Source organism: Gordonia sp. 852002-10350_SCH5691597, from assembly GCF_001665715.1.
GTDB lineage: Bacteria > Actinomycetota > Actinomycetes > Mycobacteriales > Mycobacteriaceae > Gordonia > Gordonia sputi.
On the sequence record NZ_LZMO01000088.1, the window covers coordinates 1 to 13,163 of the forward strand.

General features: G+C 63.6%; 13 protein-coding genes and 1 tRNA gene. 8 read left to right on the forward strand and 6 right to left on the reverse strand.

Annotation, left to right across the window (positions count from 1 at the left end):
• Window positions 1-148: 148 nt before the first annotated feature.
• Together A5777_RS06215 and A5777_RS06220 are read right to left on the reverse strand one after the other, a co-directional pair.
• Window positions 149-1,375, reverse strand: coding sequence for a branched-chain amino acid ABC transporter substrate-binding protein (locus A5777_RS06215; RefSeq protein ID WP_005208747.1), 1,227 nt, complete (start codon window positions 1,373-1,375; stop codon window positions 149-151).
• Window positions 1,376-1,542: 167 nt separating this feature from the next.
• Window positions 1,543-2,166 (reverse strand): ANTAR domain-containing response regulator, encoded by a 624-nt coding sequence (locus tag A5777_RS06220; protein ID WP_005208748.1) that lies wholly within the window; start codon window positions 2,164-2,166, stop codon window positions 1,543-1,545.
• A 153-nt stretch (window positions 2,167-2,319) separates the two neighbouring features.
• On the opposite strand from A5777_RS06220, the gene A5777_RS06225 reads away from it, so the two are divergent.
• Window positions 2,320-2,396, forward strand: a tRNA-Leu gene (locus tag A5777_RS06225).
• Between the two features lie 45 nt (window positions 2,397-2,441).
• Here A5777_RS06225 and A5777_RS06230 read toward each other — a convergent pair.
• Window positions 2,442-3,272 carry an FUSC family protein gene (locus A5777_RS06230; protein WP_267625577.1) on the reverse strand — a complete coding sequence of 277 codons (831 nt, stop codon included), beginning with the start codon at window positions 3,270-3,272 and terminating at the stop codon, window positions 2,442-2,444.
• Complete coding sequence (locus A5777_RS24985) at window positions 3,158-4,297, reverse strand: hypothetical protein (RefSeq protein WP_005208794.1); 1,140 nt, start codon at window positions 4,295-4,297, stop codon at window positions 3,158-3,160. The genes A5777_RS06230 and A5777_RS24985 overlap by 115 nt, the downstream gene beginning before the upstream one ends.
• Between A5777_RS24985 and A5777_RS25800 the strand changes: the two genes are divergently transcribed.
• The 5 genes from A5777_RS25800 to A5777_RS24610 all read left to right on the forward strand — a co-directional run bounded on the left by A5777_RS25800 (window position 4,250) and on the right by A5777_RS24610 (window position 8,646).
• On the forward strand, window positions 4,250-4,774 hold the full coding sequence (locus A5777_RS25800; protein ID WP_168431333.1) for an ElyC/SanA/YdcF family protein: 525 nt from the start codon (window positions 4,250-4,252) through the stop codon (window positions 4,772-4,774). The two genes, A5777_RS24985 and A5777_RS25800, sit on opposite strands and share 48 nt — an antisense overlap.
• Window positions 4,775-5,662 (forward strand): hypothetical protein, encoded by an 888-nt coding sequence (locus A5777_RS06245; protein WP_005208797.1) that lies wholly within the window; start codon window positions 4,775-4,777, stop codon window positions 5,660-5,662.
• Window positions 5,663-7,438: a GMC family oxidoreductase N-terminal domain-containing protein gene (locus A5777_RS06250; RefSeq protein ID WP_064862012.1), complete on the forward strand. Its 1,776-nt coding sequence runs from the start codon at window positions 5,663-5,665 to the stop codon at window positions 7,436-7,438.
• A 247-nt stretch (window positions 7,439-7,685) separates the two neighbouring features.
• Complete coding sequence (locus A5777_RS06260; RefSeq protein ID WP_005208804.1) at window positions 7,686-8,429, forward strand: M23 family metallopeptidase; 744 nt, start codon at window positions 7,686-7,688, stop codon at window positions 8,427-8,429.
• Between the two features lie 70 nt (window positions 8,430-8,499).
• Window positions 8,500-8,646, forward strand: a complete 147-nt coding sequence (locus A5777_RS24610; RefSeq protein ID WP_156529293.1) for a hypothetical protein — start codon at window positions 8,500-8,502, stop codon at window positions 8,644-8,646.
• Window positions 8,647-8,716: 70 nt separating this feature from the next.
• Here the strand turns inward: A5777_RS24610 and A5777_RS06265 are convergent, their stop codons facing one another.
• A complete protein-coding gene (locus A5777_RS06265) occupies window positions 8,717-10,342 on the reverse strand; it encodes an MFS transporter (RefSeq protein ID WP_064862013.1) in 1,626 nt (541 codons plus the stop codon).
• A gap of 267 nt (window positions 10,343-10,609) precedes the next feature.
• Between A5777_RS06265 and A5777_RS06270 the strand changes: the two genes are divergently transcribed.
• Window positions 10,610-11,422, forward strand: coding sequence for a hydroxypyruvate isomerase family protein (locus tag A5777_RS06270; RefSeq protein WP_005208807.1), 813 nt, complete (start codon window positions 10,610-10,612; stop codon window positions 11,420-11,422).
• A 44-nt stretch (window positions 11,423-11,466) separates the two neighbouring features.
• Complete coding sequence (locus tag A5777_RS06275) at window positions 11,467-12,354, forward strand: 2-hydroxy-3-oxopropionate reductase (RefSeq protein ID WP_064862023.1); 888 nt, start codon at window positions 11,467-11,469, stop codon at window positions 12,352-12,354.
• A gap of 29 nt (window positions 12,355-12,383) precedes the next feature.
• Here the strand turns inward: A5777_RS06275 and A5777_RS06280 are convergent, their stop codons facing one another.
• Window positions 12,384-13,052, reverse strand: coding sequence for a TetR/AcrR family transcriptional regulator (locus tag A5777_RS06280; RefSeq protein ID WP_039856934.1), 669 nt, complete (start codon window positions 13,050-13,052; stop codon window positions 12,384-12,386).
• Window positions 13,053-13,163 lie beyond the last annotated feature (111 nt).

Consider the following 13,163-nt stretch of genomic DNA (forward strand, 5'->3'; position numbering starts at 1 on the left):
TCCATTCCGTGGTGTCTGCCCCGTGGGGGCTCGGTGGGGCCAACCTTATGTGGTGTGGTAAAACCACCCCCAAACGCGCCAAAACCCCCCACAACCCCCCCCCCCCCCCCCGTGGCTGCCCCCGGCCGGGCGCGATTGGTTGTCGTACTTACTTGACCTCGTATACCCAGATTAGCGATGTGGTGAGTTCACCCTTCGGTGTCCACGAGTACTTGCGGGCAAGACCTGTGCCGTTGTACTTGCTGATGTACTCGAGCAACTTGGGACGGGTGTTGTTGCCCTCTTCGATGCCCTTCATCATGATCGCCGCGATGTCGTACGCCTCGACCGAGTACACGCCCGGCGGCTGGTTGAACGCTGCCTTGTAGTCCGAAGCGAACTTGTCGGGAGCGGGACCACACGGGCACGAGAGCAGCGCGCCCTTGGCAGAATCGCCGGCCTGCGCGGTGAACTGCGGATCGTTCGCACCATCACCCGAGACGAACAGAACATTCGAGTCAGCCGACTTGAGCTGCTGCGCGAGCGGCGCGGCCTCCGCGTAGTAGCCCGCGTAGAAGACCGCATCCGGCTGTGCCGCAGTGACTTTCGAGATGATGGCGGAGAAGTCGCGCTCACCCTTCTTGACGTCACCCGAGCAGTCGGCGTCCGCGGCGGAGCCGAGTGCGCCGGTAACGGCCTTCGCCAAGCCCGCGCCGTAGTCTGTGTCGTCCTTGATGACGCAGACCTTCTTCTTGCCCTTTGCCCCGGTCAGGTACTTCGCGACGGCGGGGCCCTGAATGTCGTCGTTGGCGAGGCCGCGGTAGAAGGTCTTCCAACCATTGTCGGTGAGTGTCGGGTTGGTGGCCGAAGCGGTCACCGAGACGAGTCCTGCCTGGTTGAAGATGCCGCCGGTCGCCTTGGTCTCACCGGAGAACGCGGGACCGATCAATCCGATGATCGAGTCGTCGTTGGTGATGGTCGGTGCAACCTGTGTTGCCTTCTGCGGGTCACCTTCGGTGTCGAAACGCTTGAGGGTGATCTTGCAGTCGGGGTTGGCCTTGTTGTGCTGGTCGACGGCGAGCTGCGCACCGTCGACGATGTTGATACCGAGCGCCGCGTCAGCCCCGGTCAGTGCACCCGCCATTGCGATGGTCGCCGGGTCGCATTTCTGTCCACTCGGCGATGCCGGATCGAGAGCTTCCGCATCCGACGCCTTCGGCTGTTCCTTGCCCTCCGTATCGATCTGGGCGAGAGCCGAAATGGTGAGCCCCGACCCCGCTGATGCCGACCCACTCGATGACGAATCCGAGTCGGTGGACTTACTGCTACATGCCGAAACGGCGAGCACAGCGGCCAGCGTCGCCCCTAGCGCTGCGGTCGTCACGCGACGATGCATCTTTACTACCTCTCGTCCAGCCACCCGACCCCCTGTGGCCGGGAGGTCTACTGAGGAGACCTTGAGAAAACATAGACCGAGATACAAGATCGCGTGCGGCAATGAAAGAGAAATCCGCTAGTCACCGTCGACGCGTTTTCACAGATTTAACGCGGCCGACTTGAGGGTCAGTCTGTGGGTCCCAACGTTTCGACGACGACCTGCGCGACGGCCTTCATCGTGGTACGGCGATCCATCGCCGCGCGCTGAATCCACTTGAACGCCTCTGGTTCTGACAATGACTGCTTCTCCATGAGCAAACCCTTCGCGCGCTCGACCAGTTTTCGCGTTTCGAGTCGGTCCTGCATTGTCGCAACTTCTTTTTCGAGCATCTTCAGTTCGTGATAGCGACTGACCGCAACCTCCATGGCTGGAACAAGATCGGCTTTGGAGAACGGTTTCACCAAGTACGCCATCGCGCCGGCATCCCGAGCTCTCTCGATGAAGTCGCGCTGACTGAAGGCCGTCAACATCACCACGGGCGCCAACCGCTTCTGTGCGATCTCGGTGGCGGCGTCGATCCCGTCGCGCACCGGCATCTTGATATCCATGATGACGAGATCAGGCGAGAGCTTCTCGGTGAGATCGACAGCCGCCTGCCCGTTGGGCGCCTCGCCCACCACGTCGTAGCCCTCCTCGCGCAGCATCTCGATGAGGTCCATCCGGATCAGCGAGTCGTCCTCGGCGACGAGCACCTTGTGTGCAGTCTGCTTGTCCTCGGCCTGGGCCGGAACATTCTCAACCACAGTCACCAATCCCTCCTCCACGTCGAGTTGACCAGAGCGGTCACAACCGGCCGCATCCACACGCTCACGGCCAGCACCAATGCTCCGAAGAGTACCGGCTCACGCGGCTTCCGGCCGATCATCTACAGTTGTCTGTTGCAGCCGCTCGCGGCGGCAGATGCCCTCGTAGCCCAATTGGCAGAGGCAACGGATTCAAAACCCGTCCAGTGTGAGTTCGAGTCTCACCGAGGGCACCACGAAACCCCTGTTCATCAGGGGTTTATTCGTTTCTATGGCTGGTCTCATTGTTGTGCAGCAGCATCCGGCGCCTTAGCCGCTGTCTGATCCAGATCCTCCAGAAGCTGATTGAGACGGGACGCGGCCACGATCGCTTCGCCGCGGGAACTGTCCGGCTCCACGTTCAGCCTGGCGAGCAGTGCGATGACGGGGATGTGGGCGGGGTCGACCGCCGACTCCCCTTCGCCACCGAGGACCGCGCGAGTCACCCTGGCCCGCTCCCGGATTCGGTCCAGTGCCGCATGGACGTCGGTGGCGTCGGTGATCTGATGCTGCTCGCCCACAGTGGTGAGTCCAGTGGCAACGCAGGCGAGGGCGCCGTCCAGGGCGTCGAAGTACTTGGCGATGGAATCGATGAGCATGGGCCGCGAATTGATTGAGAGAATCAAGTAGGCGCACACCACCCCGATCAGGGAGCCCGCCACCGTCTCCTCGATGCGAACGACGAGCAGCCGCATGTCGAAGACACCCAGCAGATCGAACAGTGCAGCGATCATCACGGTGATGAACACCACCAGGTAGGTGTATCGGACCGAGCCGAAGCAACTTGCGAGGAAGACGCAGAGCACGCCGAGGATCAGTTCGGGGATCACGTGATGGTTCACGGCCACCACCACGAGCGCCCCGATCACGACTCCCAGCACAGTGCCGACGATCCGGTCCATCGCGCGAGTCAGCACAGCGGCGCGCGTGCTGGCCTTCATGAAGACGATGAACGCGGTCAGACGGCCCAGTACCAGCGCGAAGCAGCAATCATCTCGCCTACGACGGAAGCCAGTGCGGTGGCGAACATCACCTGAACAGCCAGCCGCGACGTGGGCTCCCAGTCGCGCCAGGGCTGCAGTTTCCAGGGCTGCAGTTTCCATGGCGGTGGCGAGATCCCGAGGGAGGCCAACCCGGGACGTCGCAGGTGGTGCTCCCGATGGACGTCGGCGGGGTCGGTAGGGGGAACCAAGTCCGGTTCGCCAGTCGAAACGATGAGTTCATTCAGCGCATGCCACATACGTACGCAGCGCGAGATCTCCAGGGTGACCAGTCCGCCCGCCTCGCGGATGTCGACGATGGCCTCGATTCGTTTTGCCCGACGTGCCGCGGCACGGCTTGCTTCGACGTCGATGTCCTTGGCCAGCACGGTGTGCAGATCGGTGATCGCGGCGTCGAGCAATGCGTTTCGTGGGAGTACGCCGTCGTCTGTCGGCGACGCGTTGTCGAAGCGGTCGGCAACGAGCTGATTGCACACCTGCTCCACCGAGATCTGTGCATCCACCACCAGGTCGGCAAGAGTCTCTGGTTCGCAATCCAGATGACGATGCGTGTCGAACCGTGACTGCCAGTTGTTGATCGCGAGCGACATTCCACCGAGCCGGGCGAGGTCGCGCTCGATATGCGGGCGAACGGACCGGCTGGTGGCGCGCTGTGCGGCGAGCAGGGCGGTGTCGGCCGCGCTGCGACACTCCCTGAGCAGCAACGCGATCTGACGCTGCGGCCGCTCACGAAGCGCCACCACACGCAGAAGTATCCCGGCGCACACGGTGAGGGCGATCACCGGCCACAGGACGGGCAGCTGGCTCTGGTCCAGGCGTAGCAACAGAGTGAGGAAGTACGGAAAGAAGGCTGCGAATCCCAGCGCTCCACCCCGTGGACCGAATCGTCGAACCCACACCGCGAGGCCTGACACCGCGACGAAAGCCACAACCGCCGCGAAACGGTACGGCTCGAGCAGCGCGGCAAGCGTCGCAAAAAACAGCGCGACGATGAGTTGAAGACACGCGGTCACAAGTCGCGCCCGGGGAGTGGGGTCCTTGGTCGAGACGTGGCCGAGGAAACTCACGTATCCGCCGATGCCGTACTCCTCGAGCACGCGTCGACCAATACTCGCGAGAACCTGGAGAATTCGCTACGGCTGTTGGCCGAACGGGGAATCAGCTCCACCCAGATGGTCGTCGTCACGAACAATTCCACGTGCGCGCAGCGCATCGCTGAGCCGAGAGTTGGGCATTCCGGGGGCGATCGTCGTCGGTTCACCCACCGCCTGGTATTACCTCCCGTCAGGCTTCCTCCGGGAGTTCGCCGCAACCGTGGTGCATTACCGCAGACAGAATCTGATCATCTGTGCCGCCATTTCCGGGTTGTGGTTGGCCGCGGCGGCGGTTGCACTGATCATCAGCGCGCGCGAGGAATTCGCCGACGACCAGCCGGTGCCACCCGCCGCGCTGGAATTCGTACACAGCTTCGACAGACTCGCGGCCCGAGGTGCGTTAACACCCGACGAAAGCGACTTTTCCGACGGTCGTGCCGTAGCCTCGCACATGTGACCCACAACACGGCGACGCTCTAGATGTCCGATTCTTCCCCGGACTCCTACCGGATCAGTCGGCGTCAGTTGTTGGGTGCGTCTGGTCTCGCCACGGTGGTTCTCGCGTTGTCGCGCACACCTGCGGCACGCGCCGCGCCGTCCCCGCCCGACGGCTATCTCGACATGCCGCCCATCGCAAGACAGGTACTCGGGGGGCTGCGCATATCGTCGCGCGACGCGCTCCGTGGCGTATCGGTCATGGTGATGCCGGGTGACGACCGGTACTCGAAGCAGCAGGGTGTCACCGGGCGCGGTCCCGGCGCGATGTCTGACGGTGCCGCCGACGAGTTCGTCGGTCTGGTGGACCGTTTCCTGCCGCAAGGGGACGAGCTTCTCCGGCCACTGGCGGTGGCCCTCTCGGTGACGCTCACCGACCTGGCCGTCACACCGACGCGGCTTCCCGACGACCAGGTGGCCTCGGCAGTCGACCGCGCGCTCGGCGTCAGCGACAACGACCGCACCTTTCCGTTGTCCCTGATCGCCGGACTGGTCATGGATGTCGCAGCGCTACTCGTCGGCGCACCGCTTGCAGGTCCGTTTGCCTCACCCTTCGCCAACGCCGACTTTCAGACGAAAGCCCGTGCGTTTCAGTTGATCGAACAACCTGCTGCCGATCTACTCGCCGTCTTCGACAACGCGCTGCCGCAACCGCTTCGCGGGTCCGGTGCGGGCCTGTTGCGCTTCGTCGGGGGGATCCTGCTCGACGGTTCGGCGTTCACCGTGTGGAGCGAGCATCGGCTCTACGACCACACCTCGCGACGTCTGTCTCGGCGTCCCGTCAGTTGGAACATCACCGGATACCGGCCCAACGGACTGGTCGACGGCAACGACGATTTTATCGGCTATTACAAGGGATTCGAGGAGTTCTGAGTGCGTGACGTCATTGTGATCGGCGCTGGTGGGGGCGGCCCGGTGGTCGCTGCCGAACTCGCCGGACAAGGCCTCGACGTGTTGCTGCTCGAGGGTGGTCCGCGCCAGGCGAACCCCGCCAAACAGTGGTCGCATCTCGAGTTCGACGCCAATGACCCGACGGCTGGTTTCCTCCGCTTCGGACCGGGCGACCGGTCCACACCGTACTGGCATCGCGAGTGGGCACAGAACAGCTTCGTCTGGGAATTGGGTGGTGTGGGCGGCACTACTCAGCACTTCTTCGGCAACAGTCCACGGCCGTATCCCGGTGTGTTCGTCGGCTACCGCGGTGCCGACGCCGCCTTGTACGACACCGCCCATCGCTTCCCCTTCACCTACCGCGAACTTGTCCCATATCTGGAGTGGGTGGAAGCGACCTTGCCGGTCAAGCCTGCCCCGATGGGGACCAAGGAGGCGGTCTTCTTCCGAGGCTGCGAAGGCTTGGGGTTGCCGCTGCAACGATCACGGGACACGACTCGAGCAGCCTTTCGACCGCAGCCGAACTGTATTTTGCACCCAACCGGAAATGCCGGCCGCACAACAGATTCCAACCTTCTCGTCTACCCGCAGGCGACGGGTTGCACATTCTGTGGCCACTGTTTTCAGGGCTGCTACCAACCGGCACGCGCACCCCGAAACCTCTTCGCCTGCCGATCCACAGACAACAGTTACGTTCCGCTCGGCCTCGCCGCCGATGCGGTTCGCCGAGGCGGCAAGCCGATGGAGTTGCGTGCGGAGTCCTTCGTCGAGCAGATTCACACAGAGGAGCGCGGCGGACGCGTCCGCGCCACCGGAGTGACATGGCGAGACAACGTCACTGGCGCGCGACACCGTGAAGACGCGGAGGTCGTGGTGATGGCCGGTGGCGCCACCGAGAGCCCGCGGCTGTGGTTCAACAGTGGATTGCCGAACCCGAACGGCTGGGTGGGTCGCGGACACACGGACCACTGGTTCGACTGGGTGGTAGGCCTTTTCGATGAGGTCACCGGCAACACGCGGGGTGCCAACTCTTGTGCACGGGTCGAGTTCCCCGGATATGGATGCTTGGAGAACTCCGGCGTCACCCCGGCGATCCAGGCATTCACGATGACGTTGTCCAACAGCGGTATTCGCGGCCAGTACACCAACGGCCGTGGGATGCGGGGCGCGTGGGACGGCCCCACTGGACGACTGGCCGGCGACGAACTCCGCGACTTCATGGCTCACGGAATCGACCGGATGCTGAACGTCCTGTGTATCACCGACGACCACGTCGAGCCCGATTGCCGAATAGTGCCTTCACTTTTCCCGGCCGACTCCCACGGCGCTGTCGCGAAAGTCGACATCGACATTCGCAAACGGTCGGCGCCGACCCGGCGCAATCGCGAGTACATCGCGACGAAGGCGGCGCAGCTCCTACGGAAAGCCGGTGCACGAAAGGTGTATCGGCTGGATTGGGCTCCCCTGCTCCTCCACGTGCACTCGTCGATGCGCATGGGCGAGTCTGCCCGCAACTCCGTGACCCGCCCCAGCGGTGAGGCGCGATTCGTCGACCGGGTATTCATCGCGGACAACTCCGTTCTCGCCAATTCTCTCGGCGGACCCAACCCCACCCTGACCACCCAGGCGCTCGCCACTCGAACGGCGGAGAAGATCATGGCTACCTACTTCGGAGGCGACCCTTGGGTGGCCACTGGCGAACCGATCGCGACCACCGACGACCGGATCACGAAGCGGATGATCGAACTCGGGCTCTAACCCCTACTGCCCTGTCTCGATCGAGGCGGGCGTCGCGGTCAGGTCGGCAAGCACCTCGATGTTGTGCGCCAGCAGACTGGGCCGCGCGAACGATTCATGACACCCTCCACCGTGTGTGACCTGCGACAACACTCCAATCTGAACCTCTCCGACAAACGCGACATGTCGCCCAAGTCCCGCGTCTGATAGTCTCGCCGTGTCCATTCCGATATCAAAGCGTTACCAACCCCAGAGCGGACGTATTGCAGTGCCTCACCACCGATTGACCGACCGTGACTCGATCCCGACCGCAACGCGCGCGGTCCTTGACTCGCAACCTCGCGCCAGCCGTGGTCAGCACCGCGCAGCTCCCAGCAATGCGCACACCCTCAAGCTGAAGACCGCCACTCTCGCCGCGATCACCGGAGCGATCGGCCTCGGGTCCGTCGGCGCAGCGCAGGCTGCCGCAAATCCGGCTCCCAAGCTCGCGGCACCAACCGTGGCGTTGCCCGAGAACATCAAGTTGCCCGAGAATCTCAAGCTGCCGGAGAACATCACGCTTCCACCCCAGCTAGAGGAACTCACCCGCAACGCATTGCCCCCGAATGCACAAGTCCCGGGCAAAAAGCGTGCCGTTGCACCCACCTCCGGCACCGTGACCTCCGGGTACGGCTCACGGTGGGGGTCGCATCACTACGGCGTCGACATTGCCAACCGCGTCGGCACCCCGATCCACGCCGTCACCGACGGCACCGTCCTCGAATCGGGCCCGGCGTCGGGCTTCGGGATGTGGGTTCGTGTTCGCCAGGACGACGGCACGACCGGCGTCTACGGACACGTGAACGAGAGCTTCGTCAAGGCGGGCCAGAAGGTCCACGTCGGCCAGACGATCGCCACCGTCGGCAATCGTGGACAGTCCACCGGCCCCCACCTGCATTACGAGGTCTGGGACAAGAGCGGACAAAAGATCAACCCACAGGTGTGGCTGGCATCGCGCGGGGTCAACCCCTGACCTCCCGGAGCAGTATTCTCGACGATGTGCGCAGATCGACGCACATCGTCGCAGCCCGCTGGAGATTGCCATGGGATTCATCTTCTTCACGCTGCTCGTCGTTGCCGGCGTGATTGGGCTCATCTACAAGCTCAAGCACGACAAGCCACAGGATCACGGCGGGATGATCAGCTACGACGGAACGGGATCGAACCCTTCGGATTCGAGCAACGACTGATCACTTCGCGGGCGCACACTCCGCACCTGAGATGAGCCTCAAGGCACCTGAGATGAGCCGTCAGACGTGATCACTTTCCGACCGCGGCCGGGTCTTCGCTGCCCAACTCGGCGCCGGGAACTTCCGGAAGTCGTTGAGCGCCAACAAGTCCGAGCAGCGCCAAGAAGGCGGCCAGCAGGATCGCCATCTTGATCGCCTCCAGCTGCGCGTCGACGTAGCCGTCGACAAGTGTCGACACCTCGCCCGCAGGGATACCGTGCTCCTGAGCGACCACCTCGAGCTGGTCTCGACCCAGGATTTCGACGCCGTTCGACGTCGCGTCGCTGATCTGATTCTTTGTCTGCGCCGAAATCGCCGAGTCTGCCTGAGCTGCCGTGTTGAAACCTGAGCTCAGCGCGGCAACAAGTAACGCACCGAGCAGCGCAACACCCACCGATGTCCCGATGTTCTGGGCCGTGCCCTGCAATCCGCCCGCCTCACCACGGTCACGATTACCCACCGACGACATGATCACATTGCCGAGTTGCGCTGCTATGAAACCGAATCCGGCACCGAAGATGGCCATGCCGACGGCGAACACAACATTGTTGAGCTCGGGGTCGATGGTGGTCACCAGAAGTACACAACCGACGATCACGAGTACCAGACCGGTTCTGACCATCCGCCGCGGCGACTGCGTCGCAGCCAGTTTCGGGCTCGCGAATGCTGCGATCAACATGGCCACCGACATGGGCGCGAGCTTCACTCCCGTCTCGAACGCGTTCATCTGCAGCGCGTACTGCAGGTAGATCGGAATGATGAAGAACATCCCGCCGATGATGGTCTGCTGCGCGAGCAGCATGATCAATCCGTTGCGCAGCTGCAGTTTTCGAAGCAATGCGGGGTGAAGTAGTGGCGTGTCGCCGCGTTCGATGACACGACGCTCCCAGGACACAAGACCGATGAGCACGAAGACGCCGAGCGCAATCATGAACGGCACCACCGAGAATCCGAACGGTGTCACTCTCACGTCGCCGATCGTCAGTGCACCTCGCGGCCTGATGAAGCCCCAGACGCCTGCCTGCAGCAGCGCGATCACGATGAGGCCGAGCCCCGCCACCGACAACGCGGTGCCGATCCAGTCCATCCGACCCGACTCGGCCTTCTCGTCGTCGGCGATGGTCCGCACCGCGAGCACGACGAGCACGCACACCACAGTCTCCGCAGCGAAGACCACCCGCCAGGTGAGTGCTTCGGTCACCCATCCCCCGATCAACGGACCGGCCGCCGCGCCGGCTGCGGCGATACCACCGAGTGCGCTGTAGGCGGTCGCGCGATCGCGACCCGAATAGTTCGACGCCGTCAACGAGATGATCGCCGGAATCACCATGACCGCTCCGGCTCCCTCGACAAAGGACCACCCGAACAAGAGCATGCCGATGTTCTGACTGAATGCCGTGATCAGCGAACCGATTCCGTACACGATGAGGCCAATGGCGAAGATCCTCCGCCTGCCGAACATATCGCCGAGGCGACCACCGAAGAGCATGAACGATCCCATGACCAGGGTGTACAGCGTGATCGCGAGCTGAACCTGGGTCAACGTCGTGCCGAGGTCGGCGACGACCTGCGACACCGACACGTTCATGACCGTGGTGTCGAGCACCATGATGAACTGCGCAGCGCTGAGTATGAGCAGGACCCTCCACCGTCGCATGGCAGCACGATACGCGGAACACCCTGGCCGCACGCGGTCTCTGCCCGGCAGCGGAGGCAAACTCTACTAAACGGTCGACAGCCACGAACTCAGGCCGCGCCGAGTACGGACAGCAAGTCCCTCGGTAAGGGTGGCGACACCGACACCGTTAGATTGGCCTTGACAACCTCAGCAAGGCTAGTTGTTCATGAGACGCCCACCAACGGCGGTGGAACAGTCGTGAGCAACGTCACGCCAGCCGAGTTGAGCCCACACGAGGTAGCCACGATGAACCCCCAACGGCTGACCGTGAACTGCTCGATGCTGTTCACCGACCTACCGCTGCTGCGTCGACCGCAGGCAGCGCGAGATGCGGGCTTCGACGCCGTCGAATTCTGGTGGCCATTCGACGACGCCGTCCCTGCCGATCGAGAGGTCGACGAGTTCGTGTCGGCAATCGACGACGCCGGGGTACGTCTCACCCACCTCAACCTCGCCGCGGGTGATCTCGCGGCGGGCGAGCGCGGGCTGCTGTCGCATCCGCCCAGGACGCGCGAGTTCGTCGAGAGCATCGACGTTGCGGTCGGCATCGGCGCACGACTGCGCACCGTCGGTTTCAATGCGCTCTACGGCAACCGCATGGCAGGACTCGATGTGGCCGAACAAGACTCACTGGCAGTCGACAACCTTGCCGTCGCGGCTCGTGCCGCTGCGACGATCGGCGCACAGATCCTCCTCGAACCACTCAGTGCGCTCCCGGACTATCCGCTCCGCCTTGCCGACGATGCGCTCGCAGTGTCCGACGCCGTTCGACGCGAGCACCGGATAGACAACGTCGCACTCCTCGCCGATCTGTATCACCTGTCGACGAATGGCGACGATCTCGACCACGTGCTCTCGCGCCACACCGGCCGGATCGGCCATGTGCAGATCGCCGACGCCCCTGGCCGCGGCGAACCAGGCACGGGCACAATGGACTTCGCGCGACATCTCGACACGCTCGACGAAGCCGGGTATCCGAGATGGATCAGTCTCGAGTATCGACAGACACTGGCCGACCCGATCGCGTGGCTCGCGGCGTTCACCAACGGCGCACACTGAAACACAACGGCATTCATATCACCACACCACGGAGGAGCACCCTCATGGCAACCATCGCGTTCATCGGACTCGGCGTGATGGGCAGTCCAATGTCGATCAACACGGTACGCGCTGGGCATCGCGTCGTCGGCTACAACCGCACAGCGTCGAAGGCCGCTGCACTCATCGACGCCGGTGGAACCGCGGCACAGTCCATCGCGGAAGCGGTCGCCGATGCCGACATCGTTGCCACCGTGCTCCCCGACTCCCCCGATGTCGAGCAGGCGCTGACTGGGCCCGATGGCGTGTTCACACATGCCAATCCTGGCACGGTCATCGTCGACTTCTCGACCATCAGACCCGACGTCGCGGTCCGGTTGTCCGACGATGCCTCGGCGCACGGCTACACATTCCTCGACGCACCGGTGTCGGGCGGCGAAGAGGGCGCGGTCAATGCCACTCTGTCGATCATGGCCGGCGGCTCGAAAAAGGCATTCGATGCCGCATCACCCCTCTTGCGTGCTGTCGGTTCGACCGTCGTACACGTAGGCCCAAGCGGCAGTGGACAATTGGTCAAAGCGGCCAATCAACTGATCGTGGCCGCCAATATCGCCGCACTCGCCGAGGCACTCGTCTACCTCGAGGCCAACGGGGTACAGACCACGGCAGCGGTCGACGTCCTCGGCGGAGGACTCGCGGGGTCGACTGTGCTCAACCACAAGGCACACCGGATGATCGACAGAGACTTTACACCGGGAGCGCGAATCGACTTGCACCACAAGGATCTCGGGATCGTCACCGCTTCCGCTCGTGAGGCAGGATTGGCTCTTCCGATCGGCTCCCTCGTCGCGACGCTCATGGCGTCGGCGCGGGCCAACGGCGACGGCGACCTCGATCACGCCGCGCTGTTTCGGACGGTCGAACGACTGTCGGGCAGGCTCAACCAGCTGTGATGTTCTAGCCCGCGCTGCTGTCCCCCGCCCTACTGCCCCGCCCTACGCCCTACTGCACCGCCCTGCTGTCCCCCGCCCGGCTGCAGAGTGCCGCGTTCGAGGCCGAGCTCGTTCTCCATCGCGCGTCGAACGAGACGCCCTCTGTCGGGAGCACCCGCGTAGTGCACCAGTGCGTGCGAGTTCACGCCGTCGATCATTCCGAGGAACTGCCACGCGACGTCGGCCGCATCGTCGGTGACGAACTCACCCGCGTCGACACCCTCGATGATGAGCTCTGACACCAGTGACTGCCACCGACCCATCACATCCCGAACAGCCGCGGCGAGAGGGCGATTGACCCTGCCGAGGCTGAAGGCGTCGGCCCAGACGATCGTGACGTCGTCGCGGCCAGGCTCGGTCAGCGTCGTAATCAAGTTCCTCAGCTTCGACGTCGCGTTCGGATCATCGGCAATGAGTTCGGCGATCTCGTCGACCTCGGCGCTCGTGATTGCCTCGAATGTCGACGCGACGAGCTCGTCCATACTCGGCTCGTAATGCGCGACGAGCGCAGGTGCAACGCCTGCCTGTGCGCCGACAGACCTCAACGTCAGCCCCGGAAGCCCATCGACACGAGCGACCTGACACGCGGCGGAGCGGATTTCGTCGGCCCGTTCCTCAGGCGACTTGCGGGGTGCACGCGTCCGACTCTTCGAGACCATCACTCAGCGATCATCGTGCCTGGCCATCATGGAGTCAACCGCTATTGATCACAAGATCAATAATTTGCTCGTTCCGCTTGACGACCCGGCCCACACCCCTTACCGTTCTAG